This window comes from Aurantimonas sp., from assembly GCF_964217435.1.
GTDB lineage: Bacteria > Pseudomonadota > Alphaproteobacteria > Rhizobiales > Rhizobiaceae > Aurantimonas > Aurantimonas coralicida.
In genome coordinates this window covers 37,786-53,884 of the sequence record NZ_CAXPJM010000003.1, presented here as the reverse complement: position 1 = coordinate 53,884, position 16,099 = coordinate 37,786, and the positions used below count along the sequence as shown (strand labels likewise).

General features: G+C 65.8%; 14 protein-coding genes. 11 read left to right on the top strand and 3 right to left on the bottom strand.

The window, feature by feature from the left end; all coding sequences use genetic code 11:
- Positions 1-97: 97 nt before the first annotated feature.
- From phnC to ACEQX1_RS01255, 6 genes are all read left to right on the top strand, one after another.
- Positions 98-955, top strand: a complete 858-nt coding sequence (gene phnC, locus ACEQX1_RS01280; RefSeq protein ID WP_024351262.1) for a phosphonate ABC transporter ATP-binding protein — start codon at positions 98-100, stop codon at positions 953-955.
- Positions 956-994: 39 nt separating this feature from the next.
- On the top strand, positions 995-1,990 hold the full coding sequence (phnD, locus tag ACEQX1_RS01275) for a phosphonate ABC transporter substrate-binding protein (RefSeq protein WP_370195832.1): 996 nt from the start codon (positions 995-997) through the stop codon (positions 1,988-1,990).
- Between the two features lie 103 nt (positions 1,991-2,093).
- Positions 2,094-2,915, top strand: a complete 822-nt coding sequence (gene phnE, locus ACEQX1_RS01270) for a phosphonate ABC transporter, permease protein PhnE (protein WP_024351264.1) — start codon at positions 2,094-2,096, stop codon at positions 2,913-2,915.
- A gap of 81 nt (positions 2,916-2,996) precedes the next feature.
- A complete protein-coding gene (locus tag ACEQX1_RS01265) occupies positions 2,997-4,136 on the top strand; it encodes an alpha-D-ribose 1-methylphosphonate 5-triphosphate diphosphatase (protein WP_370196436.1) in 1,140 nt (379 codons plus the stop codon).
- Positions 4,137-4,370: 234 nt separating this feature from the next.
- Positions 4,371-5,078 (top strand): class I SAM-dependent methyltransferase, encoded by a 708-nt coding sequence (locus ACEQX1_RS01260; protein WP_370195830.1) that lies wholly within the window; start codon positions 4,371-4,373, stop codon positions 5,076-5,078.
- Between the two features lie 326 nt (positions 5,079-5,404).
- Entirely contained in the window at positions 5,405-6,694 is a 1,290-nt protein-coding gene (locus ACEQX1_RS01255) for a sorbosone dehydrogenase family protein (RefSeq protein WP_370195829.1), read from the top strand.
- Between the two features lie 136 nt (positions 6,695-6,830).
- On the opposite strand, the gene ACEQX1_RS01250 is transcribed toward ACEQX1_RS01255, so the two are convergent.
- Together ACEQX1_RS01250 and ACEQX1_RS01245 are read right to left on the bottom strand one after the other, a co-directional pair.
- Positions 6,831-9,440 (bottom strand): ATP-binding protein, encoded by a 2,610-nt coding sequence (locus tag ACEQX1_RS01250; RefSeq protein ID WP_370196435.1) that lies wholly within the window; start codon positions 9,438-9,440, stop codon positions 6,831-6,833.
- Between the two features lie 22 nt (positions 9,441-9,462).
- A complete protein-coding gene (locus ACEQX1_RS01245; RefSeq protein WP_370195827.1) occupies positions 9,463-9,912 on the bottom strand; it encodes a molybdopterin-dependent oxidoreductase in 450 nt (149 codons plus the stop codon).
- Positions 9,913-10,442: 530 nt separating this feature from the next.
- Between ACEQX1_RS01245 and ACEQX1_RS01240 the strand changes: the two genes are divergently transcribed.
- The 4 genes from ACEQX1_RS01240 to ACEQX1_RS01225 all read left to right on the top strand — a co-directional run bounded on the left by ACEQX1_RS01240 (position 10,443) and on the right by ACEQX1_RS01225 (position 13,510).
- Entirely contained in the window at positions 10,443-11,369 is a 927-nt protein-coding gene (locus ACEQX1_RS01240; protein ID WP_188077236.1) for a CsgG/HfaB family protein, read from the top strand.
- On the top strand, positions 11,359-12,120 hold the full coding sequence (locus ACEQX1_RS01235; protein ID WP_230785062.1) for a hypothetical protein: 762 nt from the start codon (positions 11,359-11,361) through the stop codon (positions 12,118-12,120). The genes ACEQX1_RS01240 and ACEQX1_RS01235 overlap by 11 nt, the downstream gene beginning before the upstream one ends.
- 103 nt (positions 12,121-12,223) lie before the next feature.
- Complete coding sequence (locus ACEQX1_RS01230; RefSeq protein ID WP_370195826.1) at positions 12,224-12,655, top strand: hypothetical protein; 432 nt, start codon at positions 12,224-12,226, stop codon at positions 12,653-12,655.
- Between the two features lie 234 nt (positions 12,656-12,889).
- Positions 12,890-13,510, top strand: coding sequence for a response regulator transcription factor (locus ACEQX1_RS01225; protein WP_370195825.1), 621 nt, complete (start codon positions 12,890-12,892; stop codon positions 13,508-13,510).
- A gap of 101 nt (positions 13,511-13,611) precedes the next feature.
- On the opposite strand, the gene ACEQX1_RS01220 is transcribed toward ACEQX1_RS01225, so the two are convergent.
- The gene (locus ACEQX1_RS01220) at positions 13,612-14,517 is read right to left on the bottom strand and encodes an AraC family transcriptional regulator (protein ID WP_370195824.1); all 906 of its coding nucleotides are present in this window, start codon (positions 14,515-14,517) and stop codon (positions 13,612-13,614) included.
- A 98-nt stretch (positions 14,518-14,615) separates the two neighbouring features.
- Between ACEQX1_RS01220 and ACEQX1_RS01215 the strand changes: the two genes are divergently transcribed.
- A complete protein-coding gene (locus ACEQX1_RS01215; protein ID WP_370195823.1) occupies positions 14,616-15,371 on the top strand; it encodes an SDR family oxidoreductase in 756 nt (251 codons plus the stop codon).
- The last annotated feature ends 728 nt before the right edge of the window (positions 15,372-16,099 follow it).

Genomic DNA, 16,099 nt, shown 5'->3' with positions numbered 1-16,099 from the left:
GCCGAGCGGCTGTCATCGAACGTTTAGAAAGTCGTCATCGCACCCACATGGAGCGCTCCTAAGAGTCACCCGTCGAGACGCTGGACGGGGGACCCGCATGAGCGCCATAGCGATCAAAGACCTGTCCAAGCGCTTCGCTCTGAAGCAGGCGCTCGACAAGGTCAGCCTGACCATTGCCGAAGGCGAAATGGTCGCGCTGATCGGCGCGTCCGGTTCCGGCAAGTCGACGCTGATCCGCCATATCGCCGGCCTCGAACGCGCCGACCGCGGCACCGGATCGAGCATCGCGCTGTTCGGCGCGCCGATCCAGTCCGACGGCCGGCTCGGCGCCGGCGCGCGCGCCATGCGCCGCGAGATCGGCGTCATCTTCCAGCAGTTCAATCTCGTCTCGCGGCTGCCGGTCATCACCAATGTCCTCCTCGGCAATCTCGGCCGCATTCCGCGCTGGCGCGGCACGCTCGGCTGGTTCTCGCGCGATGAGAAGCTTGCGGCGCGTGCCGCGCTCGGCCGCGTCGGCATTCCGGAAGTCGCCTGGCAGCGCGCCTCCACCCTGTCCGGCGGCCAGCAGCAGCGCGCGGCCATCGCCCGCTGCCTTGTGCAGAAATCACGCGTCATCCTTGCCGACGAGCCGATCGCCTCGCTCGATCCTGCGTCGGCCCGCCGCGTCATGGACGTGATCGCCGAGATCAACCGCACCGACGGGATCACCGCCGTCGTGTCGCTGCATCAGGTCGAATATGCCCGCCGCTACTGCCCCCGCACCATCGCGCTGCGCGGCGGCGAGGTCGTCTATGACGGCCCCTCCCACGCACTGACCAACGCCTTTCTGACCGAGCTCTACGGCGCGGATTCGGAAGAGCTCGTCCTTCCGGACGCACTGCCGGTCGACGCCGACAGGCGCGTCCGGGCGACGAAGCAGGCGCCGGTGACCGCACCGGCGCTGGTACCGGCCTGAAGTCATCACGACAACCAAACGCAACAGGGGAACAACGCCATGAACATGGTTCTTCGCACACTCGCCGCCGCCACGATGGTCGCCGGCATCTCGACCACGGCCCTTGCCCAGAACGAGCTCGCCTTCGGCATCATCTCCACCGAGAGCCAGCAGAACCTGCGGCCAAAATGGGAGCCGTTCCTCGCCGACATGGAAGAGAAGACCGGCCTCGCCGTGAAGCCCTTCTTCGCGTCCGACTATGCCGGCGTCATTGAGGGCATGCGTTTCGACAAGGTGCAGCTCGCCTGGTACGGCAACAAGTCCGCCATGGAAGCCGTCGATCGCGCCAATGGCGAGATCTTCGCCCAGACCGTCGATATCTCCGGCAATCCCGGCTACTGGTCGCTGGTGCTCGCACCGAAGGACTCGCCGCTCGAGAAGGTCGAGGATCTCCTGAAATGCGACCAGTCGCTGAATTTCGGCCTCGGTGACCCGAACTCGACCTCCGGCTATCTCGTCCCGATGACCTTCGTCTTCGCCGCCAACGGCGTCGACCCGAAGGAGTGCTTCAAGAACGTCACCAACGCCAACCACGAGACCAACGCCATGGCCGTCGCCAACGGCCAGGTCGATGCGGCGGCGAACAATACCGAGAGCCTTGCCCTCATCGAGAAGAACAATCCGGACGCCTTCGCCAAGATCAAGGTGATCTGGAAGTCGCCGCTGATCCCGGCCGATCCGATCGTGTGGAACACCAACCTGCCGCAGGAGAGCAAGGACAAGATCAAGAAGTTCTTCGTGACCTACGGCACGGACCAGTCGACCGGTGACGTGGCACACGAGAAGGAAGTCCTTGCCGGCCTCGAATGGGCGCCATTCGTCGCATCCACCAATGACCAGCTCCTGCCGATCCGCGTGATGGAACTGTCGAAGACGATCGCCCAGATCGAGGCCGACGACTCCAGGAGCGCCGAGGAGAAGACAGCCGAGATCGAGAAGCTCGAAGCCGAAAAGGCCGGCTACGAGAAGAAGATCAAGAGCGCTCCGCAGAGCTGACGCGTCACGCGGCGGCGGGCCTGCCCGCCGCACGCTTCGCCACATCCCTCCGGCCGGCACCGTATCCAGGCGCCGGCCGGTTTCGCCGATCACAGGATGCCCGATGACCGACGACGCGGTTTCTCTCTCGCGCCCCGCTGCCCCCGACCTGAATGCCGGCCGCGACTGGTCTCGCAGTGCCTGGAACGCGGTGATCTGGGGCGGGCTTGCGGCCGCCCTTCTGTGGAGCTGGGCACCGGCCGAGATGGGACGCTGGACCTATCTCTTCACCGATGCCGACAACATGGCGCAATACGCCGCCGGCTTCGCCAATCCCGACTTCACCGACTGGCGCTACTACGCCGAGGAGATGGTCGTCACGGTGCAGATCGCCCTGTGGGGCACCGTCCTGTCCGTGCTGCTCGCCATCCCCTTCGGCATCCTGTCGGCGCACAACATGGTGCCCTGGTACATCCTGCAGCCCTGTCGCCGGCTGATGGACTTCTTCCGCGCCATCCACGAGATCGTCTGGGCCGTGCTGTTCGTCGTCGCCGTCGGGCTCGGACCGTTTGCCGGCGTCATGGCGCTGTTCATCCACACGACGGGTATTCTCGCCAAGCTGTTCTCCGAGGCCGTCGAGGCGATCGACCCGCGTCCGGTGGAGGGTATTCGCGCCACCGGCGCATCGAAGCTGCAGGAAATCGTCTTCGGGGTGATCCCGCAGGTCCTGCCGCTGTGGATTTCCTATGCGCTCTACCGCTTCGAATCCAATGTGCGGGCCGCGACGGTCCTGGGGGTCATCGGGGCCGGCGGCATCGGTCAGGTCCTGTTCGAGTCGGTCCGCGGTTTCTACTATCCGCAATCCGCCGCCATCCTGATCATCATCGTCCTGTCGGTGGTGCTGACCGACCTCCTGTCGCAGCAGCTCCGGCGTTTCGTCACCTGAGGGTCGACGCTGCGCGCGCCGAAAAGGCAGCGGCCGGCGCCATTCTCACCCCGCAAGCCCTCAGCCCAGAAACCTTTTGACATGCCGCACGAAACAGTTCTGACCAACGCCCGCATCGTCACCGCCGATACGGTCCTCCACGGGCACCTGGCCCTGCACGGCGAACTGATCGCGGAGATCGGCGAGGGCCCGGCAAGGACTGGGCAGGACATGGATGGCGACACACTCATCCCCGGTCTCGTCGAGCTGCATACCGACCATATCGAGGGGCATTTCATGCCGCGGCCGAAGGTGCTGTGGAACAAGATGGCCGCCATCCAGGCGCACGATACCCAGATCGCCGGCTCGGGCATCACCACGGTCTTCGACGCGCTGCGGGTCGGTACCGACGAAAACGCCACGCTCACCGCCGACGAAATGGCCGAGATGGGAGAGACGATCGGCAGGGCCGTCAACGAAGAACGGGTGCGCGCCGACCACTACATCCATCTGCGCTGCGAAGTTTCTGCCGCGGATGTGCTGACCGGCTTTGCCGGATTGGCGGGCAATCCCCTCCTGAAGCTCGTCTCGCTGATGGACCATGCACCCGGCCAGCGGCAATTCGCCGATCTCGGGGCGTACCGGACCTATTACCAGAAGAAGCTCGGCCTCTCGGACACCGCGTTCGAGAGCTTCAGCAGCAAGCGGCTGGCCGAGTCGACGGAATTCGCCGACCGACACCGCCGCGATATCGCAGAGATATGCCGGGAGCGCGGCATCGCACTGGCTTCCCATGACGATGCGACAGTCGCCCATGTCGACGAGGCCCTGGCGCTGGGCATGAGCATTGCCGAATTCCCGACGACCCTGGAAGCGGCGTCCGCTTCGCGCGTCGCTGGTCTACATGTCCTGATGGGCGCGCCGAATATCGTGCGCGGCGGTTCGCACTCGGGCAACATCTCGGCGATCGAACTGCTTCGGCTCGGCCTCCTCGACATCTTGTCCTCGGACTACGTCCCGTTTTCCATGCTGCAGGCAGCCTTCCATCTTGTCGACATTGGTGCGACGGGCTTGCCGGAGGCGATCAGACTGGTGACGCTGAACCCGGCGGACGCGGTCGGCCTGACAGACCGCGGCACCATCGCCGTCGGCCGGCGCGCCGATCTGGTGCGGGTGCGCAACCATCCCGGCGAGCCGCCGGTGGTCCGCTCCGTCTGGCGCCAAGGCAACCGTGTCGCCTGAGGGTGCGCGGGCAACCCGCTCCGGCCCGGACAGACCAACTGGCCCCACGCGGCCTGTGCGGAGTCCGCATTCGCGCAACTGCAGGCAATTGCAATCGCTTGAGTAGAAGATGGTGGGTCCGGCAGGACTCGATCCATGCCAATTTTTCATCAGCAATCGCAGTAACTTGTCGGCATGTGCCAAGTCCATGTTATGCAGGCGATGCCTCTGCACCCGGAGACCTGAAGGTGCCACTTGTCGTTGTTCTCTGATCCCGCCTCGGTTGCCCGATATGCCGAAGGCCCGGTGCGAATGGTGCCGGGCTTTCACCATTTGCAACGCATGGCGGCGCTGCTTCTTGCGGAGCGCGTGGATACGGACGGTCGTGTGCTCGTTCTGGGGGCCGGTGGCGGGCTTGAACTGAAGGCATTTGCCGAGTTCCAGCCCGGCTGGCGGTTCGACGGCGTCGATCCCTCGGCGGAGATGCTGCATCTGGCGAAGAGGACGCTAGGCCCCCTCGCCTCGCGCGTTCGGCTGCATGAAGGCACCATCGATGTCGCGCCGGACGGGCCCTTCGACGGCGCCACCTGCCTCCTGACCCTGCACTTTCTGCCCCGGGAGGAGCGCCTGCGGACGCTGATCGCCCTCCGCAGGCGGCTCAGGACCGGTGCGCCCTTCGCCGTTGCGCATCACAGCTTTCCGCAGGACCCGGAGCGCAAAGCACTCTGGCTGGAACGCTTCGCCGCCTTTGCGGTCATGTCGGGCGTGCCCGCGGCGCAGATGCCGGGCGCGATCGCGGCGATCGGCGACCGTCTGCCGGCCTTGTCGCCGGAAGACGACGAGGCCTTGCTTCGGGAGGCCGGCTTCGAGGACGTCGCGTTGTTCTACGCCGGGTTCACGTTCAGGGGCTGGATCGCCTACGCCCCTGACCCGGTGCCGAAGGTGGCGGGAAGGACGCTGTGAATGCCCAAGCCTGCAACATCGCCGGTACCGCCGGAGGACCAACTCTGCTTCTCGCCGTTCCGCGCCGACCCGTTACAGTCGTTTCCCGGCCAACCCCATATCGTTGAAAGCGGTCATGTCCCGGCTCGCGCACTCGAAGACGGTCTATGAACCGCCCTGCCAAACGAGCTTCGGCCCGGTCGCGCGATGTCGGATGGCCGGGCCCGATGCGGCAGCCCGAGACGCCTTGACGTCGGCGCATGTGATAGTGAAAACCGCATATCAGGGCCAATGCGCCACAGCTGTTGGTCCCCTCCATACATGCTCCTCGGACAAGGCGGTCGACTATGGGAATTCTCGCGAAGGCGACTGAAGTCGTGGGCGGGGCTGTCGCGCTTGTCAGGCGCCTTGGTTCTCCGTCGCATCAGGCCGTCGGGCAGACACCCCGGATTCCGGAAGCGCGAAAGCAGGGAATCATGACCTTGAAACTTCCCGCCGCAGAGGGCTGGAAGGAAGGGCGCCTGCCCACCTGCGCGCCGGGGCTTCAGGTCAACGCCTTTGCCTCGAACCTCGATCATCCCCGCTGGATCGAGGTCCTGCCCAACGGCGACGTCCTCGTGGCGGAGTCGAAGGAACAGCCGGAGCGGCCGCGCACCCTCATGGACCACGCTCAGCAGGCCACGATGCGCCGCGTCAAGGCGGTCGGCCGCAGCGCCAATCGCGTGACCCTCTGGCGTGACGCGGATGGGGACGGCGTCGCCGAGCGCCGCGAGGTCTTCGTGGAAAACCAGAACCAGCCCTTCGGCATGGCGCTGGTCGGCGACCGGTTCTATCTCGGCAACACGGACGGCATTCGGTGCTTCGACTACCGGCCAGGCGATACGAGCCTCACCGGCGGTGATGAAAAGCTCGTCGACTTCAAGCCGCACGGGCACTGGACCCGCAGCCTGATCGTCTCGCCGGATCGGACGAAGATCTACGCCGGCGTCGGATCGCTGTCCAACATCGGCGACAAGGGGATGGCGGCGGAAGAGGGTCGCGCGGCGATCTGGGAACTGGACGTGGCCACCGGACAGGCGCGGATTTTTGCCTCCGGGCTGCGAAACCCGGTCGGCATGGCCTTCGAGCCGGTCACGGGAAAGCTATGGACCGTCGTCAACGAGCGCGACGGGCTGGGGGACGAAACGCCGCCCGACTACCTGACGTCCGTCGAAGAGGGCGGATTCTACGGCTGGCCCTATTGCTACTGGGGCAGGACCGTGGACGATCGTGTCACGCAGGCTCCGGACCTCGTCGCCCGTGCCATCCAGCCGGATTATGCGCTCGGCGGCCACACGGCATCGCTCGGCCTCTGCTGGATGCCGAGCGGCACCTTGCCGGGGTTCGGCGAGGGCATGGTGATCGGCCAGCACGGATCGTGGAATCGCTCGACGCTCAGCGGCTACAAGCTGATCTTCGTCCCCTTCGCCAACGGCGCGCCGAACGGACCGGCTCGCGACATTCTGTCCGGCTTCCTGTCCGAGGACGAGAAACTTGCCTATGGACGTCCCGTCGGCGTGGCGATCGGCCCGGACGGCAAATCGCTGCTGATGGCGGACGATGTAGGAGACGTCATCTGGCGCGTGACCGCCGCCTGACGCAGCCGGTCGCCCCCCAGCGGTGATCGCGGAGGCAACTCGAACGGAAAAGCATAGTCGGCCACCATCGACGCGCATGGCCGGGCTGTCGCTGATGTGAGCGGCATGCATTCGCAGGTCACCGAACTGCGCCGGGTCAGCTTGTGCCTTCTGCCAGTTCGCGAAGGACTGTTCGTGTGTCCCCTGCGATCGTCCAAGCTGTTCGCGCGGCCTCTTCGGCACTGGCCGGATCTCCGGTTCGGCAGGCCGCTTCGAGGGAGGCGAGAGCGGCATGCAGCGCCTGGGCGCCGACGAGGGCGGCGCTGCCGGCCAGACGATGCGCCTCATGTGCCGCCGCCTCGTTCTCGCCGTTCCGCATGGCCACCTGAAGCGCCGCGATTCCCTGGTCGAGATCCGTCGAAACACGGTGCAGAAGCTCCGTGAAACGCGCCGGCGCCAACATCGCGGCCAGTTCGTCCAGCGTGTCGGTGTCGAGGATCGGGTGGGCGCACTCCCGCCTGTCGGCGGCCGCGTCCTTCGCGCCGGGGCTCGCGTTTCCCGCAACCGCCTTTTGCACGTCTGCGATCATTCTGGTCAGGCGCTCCATCCGGATCGGCTTGGTCAGGCAGGCCTGCATGCCCGCCTCGGCAAAGCGCGCCTGTTCCTCGGGCCTGGCATGGGCGGTCAGGCCGAAGATGGGCGCGTTACAGGACGGCCCCTGCGAGGCGCGGATGGCGACCGTCGCCTCGATGCCGGTCATGCCGGGCATGCTGATGTCCATGAGGATGAGATCGTAGGCGCGGTGCCCTGCCATGGTCACGCCTTCGAGCCCGTCGCAGGCTTCGTCCACCCGATGCCCGGCCTCGGTGATCATCTCGCGCACCACGAAACGGTTGATCGCATTGTCCTCCACCACGAGCACGTTGAGCGGTCGAGACTGCGCCGCGGCATCGGCCAACGGAGACGGCGATGCCCCCTCCCCGGTCTCGCCGGCCGCGGCGTTCGGCAAGGTGATCTCCATGGTGAAGCAACTGCCGCGGCCAGGTTCGCTGCAGACCGAGATGGTGCCGTCGAGGGCGTCGACGATGCGGCGGCAGATGGCGAGCCCCAGCCCCGAACCGGCCGCCTCGCGCGCATAGGAGGCGTCTAGGGTGACGAAATCCTCGAAAATCCGCTTCTGGTCGGCGGCGGCGATGCCGATGCCGGTATCGGTCACCGTCAGACGCAAACGGGTAAAGCCGGCGGCGGCCGAAAGCGTCTGCAAGGCGACGCGGATCTCGCCGGAACGGGTGAATTTCACCGCATTGCCGATGAGATTCATGGCGATCTGCTGAATCCGGTGGACATCGCCGAGGAGGTGATCCACCGGTCCGATATCGACATGGATCGGCACACCGCTCGCCGCGGCGAGGGGACGGTTGACATCGGCAACGCGGCGGATCGTGCCGGCAAGGTCGAACGGCCTGACGTCGAAGGTCAGTTTGCCCGATTCCATCCGCGCGATGTCGAGCACGTCGTTGACGTTGCGCAGCAGGATTTCGCCCGACGTGGTGGCGACCTGGAGATATTCGGCCTGCTCCTCTGCAAGTCTGGTCCGCCCGAGAAGGTCGAGGACGCCGAGCAGGCCATTCAGCGGCGTCCGCATCTCGTGGCTCATCACGACGATGAACTCCGACTTCGCCCGGTCCGCCGCCATGGCCTGGTCGCGGGCATCGGTCAGCGCCCGCTCGGCCCGTAGCCGTTCGGAGATGTCGCGGATGAAGGCGATGAAGATCGGCCCGGACTGTCCGGTGGCCGAGCCGATCGACAGTTCGACCGGGAATTCGCTGCCGTCGGCATGCAGCGCGTCGAGATTGACACGACCCTGGTCGACCACCCGCTTCTCGCCCGTGGCGCGCAGACGTGCCATCCCCGCCCGGTGCGCTTCGCGGTAGCGGGGCGGGATGATCATCTCCGCCATGTCGCGGCCAACGGCATCCGCGCGGCTGTATCCGAAGACCTCCTCCGCCGCCCGGTTCATCTCGATCAGCCGTCCGTTCTCGTCGCTGACGATGATCGCGTCGAGCGCCGAATTGATCGTCGCGGCCAGCCGTTCGCGATTGCGCTGCAACTCCTGCAGACGCTGGATCGAGATCCGGTACTGGCGGGTCAGCACCGCACTGGCGACGGCCAGGATGACAATCAGCGCAGCGGCAACCAGCGACGCGGTGAGCAACAGCGCCTCGAAGGCGATGCGCTGGCTGTCGGACAACTTGGCGAACAGGCGCACGCCTTCCAGCGACAGGCGGCGAACCGGGTCGCGCAGCGCCTCGATGTCGGCACGAACCCGGTCGCCGACGGCCCGCAACATCCGGTCGTCGCCGTCCACCAGCGGCGCGGTCTCGGCGAGGAAGCCGTTGATGCGGGCAAGGATTGTCCCGATGCTGTCGATATCGCGCAGTTCGGCGAAGACCGCGCCCGACGACACCGTGTTCATCCGGCTGTAGAAGATGTCGAAGCGCCGCCGGAACTCGTCGAGGCCCTGTTCGGGATGGTCGAAGACGTCGGCGGCATTGGTCAGTTGCAGGAGATCGACCTCGATCTGGGCGAGCGACCATTGCAGATTGTCGTGCGGCGCGGAGCGCAGGGCCGAGACACCGTCGAACAGGCGCAGCCCGACGACGCCCAGCGCGATGACCACCAGCCCCGCGGCCAGGCCGAGGCCGTATCGACGGGCCCATTGCCAGACGCGCCGGCGCGCCGGCCGTGGATCGGCGGTCGCGGTCATGCCGGGTCTTCCGTCGCGACCGTCACGGACGGATGTCGATCCGGTCGAGCTGCCAGATGCTGCGCGAATAGATCACCTCGCTGCGATATTCGCGCACGTCGTCATAGGGATAGACCACCCAGAGCGGTCCCTTGTCCCGGACCGACATGGTCTCGCCATCCATGCGATAGGCGACGATCGGGCCCCCTTCGACCGCGTCGGAGACCGGGATCTCGACGCTGTAATCGTTGATCGCCGTGGCGTTCAGGATGGTCCCCTCGGCCCCGACCGCGTCGAGCAGCGCTTCCAGCGTCACGCCGGTGAAGCGGTGCTCGCCCTGCGTCCAGATCGTCGCGGTGGTGAACTCCACCTGCGGCAAGGTTTCCAGGAGGCCGAGATCGAAGATGGCCGTATCGCCCTGATTGGTGACGGTGACGGCGCCGGTGACCGTCAGGAGGATGTCGCCTGTCGGCGCGTCGAGGTCCGCTGCCATGCCTGGAGCGAGCATTGTGCCAAGGGCAAGGAAAGCAACGAAGGCGGGGGCAGCGAGGCGAGCGGTCGGCATGAGATCGGCTCCGGTCCGGCGGATGGGACTGAACGGGCGCGGGCGCCCCGCGTGGCATGGTTCCTCCCCGATCGTAGCCTGACCGCACGGACAATGCGCCGGAGCATCGGAGAGCCGGCCTATCCTTTCGTATAGGTCGCGCGTCGCCGGAGTGCCCTGGGGCACCGCCTGCCGCGATCGAAGCCCTTGTTCGGCACCTCTGTGCTGGCGGGATCGCGCCCTGTGCACCGGCGTCCGGTCGCCGGCCAACCTCGGCTTCCCTCGCCTTTCGTATAGTTCGACTATCCGCCTGGCTGGCCAAGCATATCTGTTCGAGACCGGACTATTCTTCCGTCTCCGTTTCTAACCTGTTGCGCGCTGTTATTGCGTTCTTCGGCAGTCTTTACTCAGGACATCGAGACAGATCGGACGGCACTTCTTCAGCCGCGGCTCTCGAAAAGGGTTCGGAGGGGAACGTCATGCGGTCGAGATCGAAACTCGCCAGAAATACGACGGTAATCTGCAACGGCAACTCCGGTCATACGGGCACCGGCCGGCGCAAGCTGGCGATCAAGCTGGCCTTCGTCGCCGGCCTCGCCCCGGCCTTCGCCGGCTGCCAGACGGCGGCCTACACCGCCGCCAGCCATGTCGCCCCGGCCTATGGTGCGCCGGTCCAGAGCAACGAGACGCCTTATACGGCCTGTCTCACCGCCATGGCCGATGTGAAGACGAAGCGGCGTCCCTCGCTCACGGTCGGGCAGATCAGCGACAAGACCGGCCAGAAGACCTACGCGAAATATACCGACAGCGCCGAGCTGACCCAGGGCGTCTCCGAGATGGTGATCAGCGCCTTCTTCAAGACCCGTCAGGTGGCGCTGACCGAGCGCCTCGACGTCCGGGTGCCGCTGGCCGAGCAGCAGCTCATCGAGAAGAAGGCGATCCGCCGGAAGGTGCGCACGCTCGATGTGATCCCGTCCGACTTCGTCGTGCTCGGGGCGCTGACCGAACTCAACTACAACATCGTGAGCGGGGGCGCGCGGCTGTTCGTCGGCGGCATCGGCGGCGGCATTCGAAAGGCCGTCATCAATGTCGGCCTGGACCTTCGGCTGGTCGACGTCCGGACCTTCCGCACCGTCTACGTCACAAGTCTCCAGAAGCAGGTCGTCGGCTACGAGGTCGAATCCGGCGTGTACCGCTTCTTCGGAGCACAACTTCTCGAATTCGACGCCGGGGCTGTGAAAAACGAGCCGCTGCAGCTCGGCGTGCGATCGGTGGTGGAGCTGGCATCCTACCAGATCCTCACCGAAGGACTCGGCTTCCCAACAGTCAAGAACAAGCACTGTGAGCCGGGAATGGACACCAAGAAACCTGCGGCAAACCCCAAGGAGAAGAAACATGACGCGTAACCGACAGAAGCAGCTGATGGCCGGAGCCGCCGTTCTCGCAATGCTGGCAGGCGCCGTTCCGGCCCATGCCTTCGACGAGGTGAACTGGATCTGGGATGCCAACGTCACCACCACGATCGACACCACCACCACGGCGATCACGGAACTCGCGCCCACCGGCCTGAACCAGGCCGAGAACGAGCAGGACCTGCTCGGCGACATCGCCGCGACCAGCAATATCAGCGCCTTCACCAATGCGCCGGCCGGAGCGCTTCTCGATCCGCTTGCTCCGGTGCTCGACATCGTCGGCATCGACACGAGCTCGGTCTCCGACCTGGCGGCGCTCGAGAACAACGCGCAGGCCCTGGGCAACAGCGCCGCGATCTCGTCCGACGTGCAGATCAACTACGACTCGGTGCAGAATTTCGGCGGGCTCGATCCGGCCGAGGCCGGCTCGGTGAGTGCCGATGCGACGTCGGACACGATCTACAACGCAAGCCTCGACAATTCCGCGACGGCCGTCGTCAACAGCCTGACCGTCGATCTGGAATACACCGACCCGCAGAATGGCCTCGGCATCGGCAACAACGTGCAGACGGCGATGGCCGATGTGTCGGCGAACTCCTCGGCTGACATGATGACGATTGCCGGCTTCACCGGTGTCGGCGGCCTGGACGGCCCTGCGCTCGGCTCCTCGGCCACGGCGGTCGGCAACAATTTCAGCGTCAATGTCGGTCCGGCCGAGCCGGTCGTCGCGGTGACGCTGCCGTAACAGGCCCCCCGGAGCGGTTCGGTCGAACCGCTCCGATCCGGCGGCGGGGCGTTTGCCCTCCCAACGCCCCGCCGTTCCTCTTTCACCTGCAAGGAAACCGATCATGCGCCGGACACATCACGACACGCATGCCCGCTGGTTCTGGGTCTCGGCCATCGCCGCCCTGATCCTGGGCGAACTCGCCGTTGCCGCCATGGCCGGCGGACGGGAACCGCTTGTCGGCCCGCATCCCTGGGACTTCCCCGAGCGCAACCGGGAGACCGCCTTTGCCTACCAGTACGCCCGGGACAATCGTGGCAGTGCTGCAGGCGCGGCCGGCGTCGCCGGTGCCTTCGGATCGCCGGTCATCATCAATTCCACCTCCACCGCCGTCGGCAACTGGCAGCAGATCGAGATGACGCTGGGCGATGGCGCCGAAGGTCTGATCATGACGGAGAACCATCAGAACAATGATGGCGACGCCCAGGCAACCTCCAGCGTCATGGACGAGGGCGAGCAGAACCTGGCCAACGGCAACAGCTGGATCGGCGAATAGATGCGGCGTCGGCCATGGAACCGCGCAAATACAATCCGCAACGCACGGGGCCGCGGCCGAATGCAGCGGTCCCATGCGCCTGTTTAATCCATTGGAAAGCCTGAGCCCTCACGCTGACCGTGCGAGACGGACCACTGCGAGACGACGCTGGCCCTCTCCTGCCGGGCGGGGCACAATGAGAGCCGCGGTCCTGACGGGAGAAGCCCGAATTCCGCGATCGGAAGGAGACGGTCCTTGAAGATTCTCGTCGCAGACGATCACGACCTGGTTCGCGATACCATCGCGCTGTTTCTGCAGAACGAGGGCGGGATCGACGTGACGGTGGCAGCAACCCTCGACGAGGCGCTGGTTCGCATCGACGAGGTGGGCTCCTTCGATCTGGTGCTCCTCGATTACGGCATGCCCGGAATGGACGGTCTTGCCGGCCTCAAGCGGGCCATCGCGGCCAATCAGGACAAGCCGGTGGCGCTGATGTCGGGCGTGGCATCGCGCACCGTCGCCGAAGACGCGCTGGCGGCCGGCGCAGCGGGCTTCGTGCCGAAGACGCTGGGCGCGAAATCCATGGTCAACGCCCTGCGTTTCATGGCGTCGGGCGAACAATACGCGCCGGTCAAATGGATGACCGAGATGGAGGCGGAAGCCTCCCATCCGCTGGCCGACAAGCTGTCGGCACGGGAAATGCAGGTCCTGGAAGGGCTGTGCGACGGCAAGGCCAACAAGGAGATCGCCCGCGATCTCGACCTGCAGGAGGTCACCGTCAAGCTGCACGTCAAGACGCTGTCCCGCAAGCTCGACGCCCGCAACCGCACCCACGCCGCCATGATCGCCCGCGACGCCAAGCTCTTCGAGCAATAGGCGACAGGCGGCCATCGACGGTGTTCTTGCCCGGCGCTGTCCTTCGACGCCCGGTTTCCGTGCCTGTAGCGCCTCAAGAGCGGCCGCAGGCGGGGGCAGCCCTAGCCCGCCTCGGAGCCGGCCTGACGAGCAAACTGCATCGGCGGGACACCGACAAACCGGGTGAACGCGACGCTGAAGGAGCTGGCGGATCCATAGCCCACCGCCTCGGCGACCGCCTTTACGCCGCCCTCCCCGCGCCTCAGCATATTCCGCGCGAGCGCCATTCTCCAGGACAGCAGGTACTCCATCGGCGGCACACCAACCTCCCTTCGAAACCTGTCGAAAAAGACGGAGCGCGACATGGACGCCTCCCTGGCCAATCGCTCCACCGTCCAGCCATGACGCGGATCGGCGTGGATGCAGCGTATGGCGCTTCCCAGCCGGGCATCGGCCAGTCCGCGGAGCAATCCCGGCGGCGCGGTATTGCCCGACGCCGCCCGCAACGCCTCGATGAGCATTACGTCGAGCAGGCGTGCCAGGACCATCTCCCGGGCGGGCCGGTCGTCCTGTGCTTCGTCCCTAACGAGTTGCACGAGGGTCGCGATCCGCTTCAGCCCCCGCACATGGATGACTTCCGGAAGCAGGGACAGGAGCAGCCCGGCATCCGGCGAGCCGAAGGCAAGGCGGCCAGCCAGCATGCGGACGTCCGTCGGCTTCGACGGATCGCCGTGCCTCATCTCGCCGTCGAGCATCGTATGGACCGAATGCCCCTTGGGCGGACCTCCATCGACGCTGCACATCGTGAAGTCGCGGGCCGCGGGGACAAGAACGAAGTCATTCTCCTTCAGTTCGAGCCTCGGCTGCCCATCCAGGGTCATGAGCACGGCTCCCTCCAGGATCACGCAGAACAGCGGATCCTCCGTCACCGACGCGTCGATCCGCCACGACCCTGCGCCGCTCGCCTGCTTGGAGAAGGGCAGACTCGGCCGCAGCAAAGCCACCACCTCGGCGAAGGGATCGATCAATTCAGGACCCTCGCGAATGCTTACAGGACTTCCTGCGATAGCTGGTCCGTCCTGCGACGTCCACATGTCTCCCGTGCACAGGCACCAAAGGAGACATCATGAACACCGTCCTCATCACAGGCTGCTCGTCCGGCTTCGGGCTCGACATCGCCAGGCACTTCCTCGGCCAGAGCTGGAAGGTCGTCGCCACCATGCGCACCCCGGACGAGAGCGTCCTCCCCGCCTCGGAACATCTGCGTATCCTTCCCCTCGACGTCCGGAGCGACGAGAGCGTCCGGCGTGCGGTCGAGGCGGCAGGTCCGATCGACGTCCTCGTCAACAATGCCGGGGTCGGCTGGCTCAATGCGCTGGAAGGCACGCCAATGGACATCGCCCGGGACATCTTCGAGACCAACACGATCGGGACCATGCGGACCATGCAGGCTGTCCTGCCGCAGTTCCGCGAGCGTCGGTCTGGCACGATCGTCAACGTGACCTCGACCGTCACGGTGAAGCCGCTGCCACTGCTGTCCGTTTACACGGCCAGCAAGGCCGCAGTGAACGCCTTCACCGAATCCGTCGCGCTGGAGTTGGAACCCTTCGGCGTCACGGTCCGCATCGTGCTGCCGGGTCTCGCCCCCGAGACGAGTTTCGGCAAGAATGCTTTTGGACGTATCGAAGAGGCTGGAGGGTTCCCCGAGCCCTATGCGGACTACACGAACGCGGCCGTTGCGCAGATGCGGCAGCACTCCGGCCCCGTCACCAGGTCGATAGATGTGGCAGAAGCCGTATGGCGCGCCGCCACCGATCCGGCCTGCCCGATGAAGCTTCCGGCCGGTGCCGATGCTGTGGCCGCGGCCGACTGGGACGCCTGAATCCACATTGGTATCGTCTGCCGGCATGATGATGTCTGGCCCCGATAGGGACCAGACATCTCTACCGAACCGAGCCGCAGGAGACGCCAACAGCATTGCCCCGGCGGGTGCGGAAAGTCTTGCGCAGCCACCCCCAAGCTATCAGGACATAGTCCTCCACCGCCGTCAGGCCCCCGCCATAGCCGTGTTCGTTGCGCAGACGCTTGGAGATCCGCTCGGCGGTCTGCCGCTGCTTGACCGGCGCCGTGCCGTCCGCCTTCCAGAATAGCAGTGACTGGAGGCATTCGCCGAGTATCGGCCCGATTGGCGGTTGCCACTTGGAAGATCTCGTCACCACCCGCGCGGAGCGGCTTGGGAGTCCAGACGTCGAAGGCCTTTCTCTGCTGCCGCGGCCCGCCTTTCTCACGCATGTCGATGATGCAAGGCAATCGGAACTCCCTGACCCGCAGGCCTCAAAACCAGTTCCATCCGAGGCGGCCCGAACGTCTCCTGGATCGTCAGCGGCGATTGACGCCCGCGAAGCGAACGAATAGCGATGCGATAGTCGGTGCCGCGCGACACGTATCGTTTCTTTTCCGAGGATACGCCGAAAACACGAAGCGTCGACGTTGCGGCAGCAAGCTGATCGTCCCTGGGAGGACCTCCGTCTTGGCAGGGCTCGCAAACGCAAGAGCCGATGAGAGCCTTCGGGGGAAGGCCATTCGATCATGACGATGCAGTTGGAGGGA

Coding starts and splice junctions, on each gene's coding strand:
- phnE (WP_024351264.1), top strand. CDS start 2,094: ATGACCGACGACGCGGTTTCTCTCTCGCGCCCCGCTGCCCCCGACCTG.
- ACEQX1_RS01240 (WP_188077236.1), top strand. CDS start 10,443: ATGCGGTCGAGATCGAAACTCGCCAGAAATACGACGGTAATCTGCAAC.
- ACEQX1_RS01235 (WP_230785062.1), top strand. CDS start 11,359: ATGACGCGTAACCGACAGAAGCAGCTGATGGCCGGAGCCGCCGTTCTC.
- phnD (WP_370195832.1), top strand. CDS start 995: ATGAACATGGTTCTTCGCACACTCGCCGCCGCCACGATGGTCGCCGGC.
- ACEQX1_RS01215 (WP_370195823.1), top strand. CDS start 14,616: ATGAACACCGTCCTCATCACAGGCTGCTCGTCCGGCTTCGGGCTCGAC.
- phnC (WP_024351262.1), top strand. CDS start 98: ATGAGCGCCATAGCGATCAAAGACCTGTCCAAGCGCTTCGCTCTGAAG.
- ACEQX1_RS01250 (WP_370196435.1), bottom strand. CDS start 9,440: ATGACCGCGACCGCCGATCCACGGCCGGCGCGCCGGCGCGTCTGGCAA.
- ACEQX1_RS01265 (WP_370196436.1), top strand. CDS start 2,997: ATGCCGCACGAAACAGTTCTGACCAACGCCCGCATCGTCACCGCCGAT.
- ACEQX1_RS01230 (WP_370195826.1), top strand. CDS start 12,224: ATGCGCCGGACACATCACGACACGCATGCCCGCTGGTTCTGGGTCTCG.
- ACEQX1_RS01245 (WP_370195827.1), bottom strand. CDS start 9,912: ATGGCAGCGGACCTCGACGCGCCGACAGGCGACATCCTCCTGACGGTC.
- ACEQX1_RS01255 (WP_370195829.1), top strand. CDS start 5,405: ATGGGAATTCTCGCGAAGGCGACTGAAGTCGTGGGCGGGGCTGTCGCG.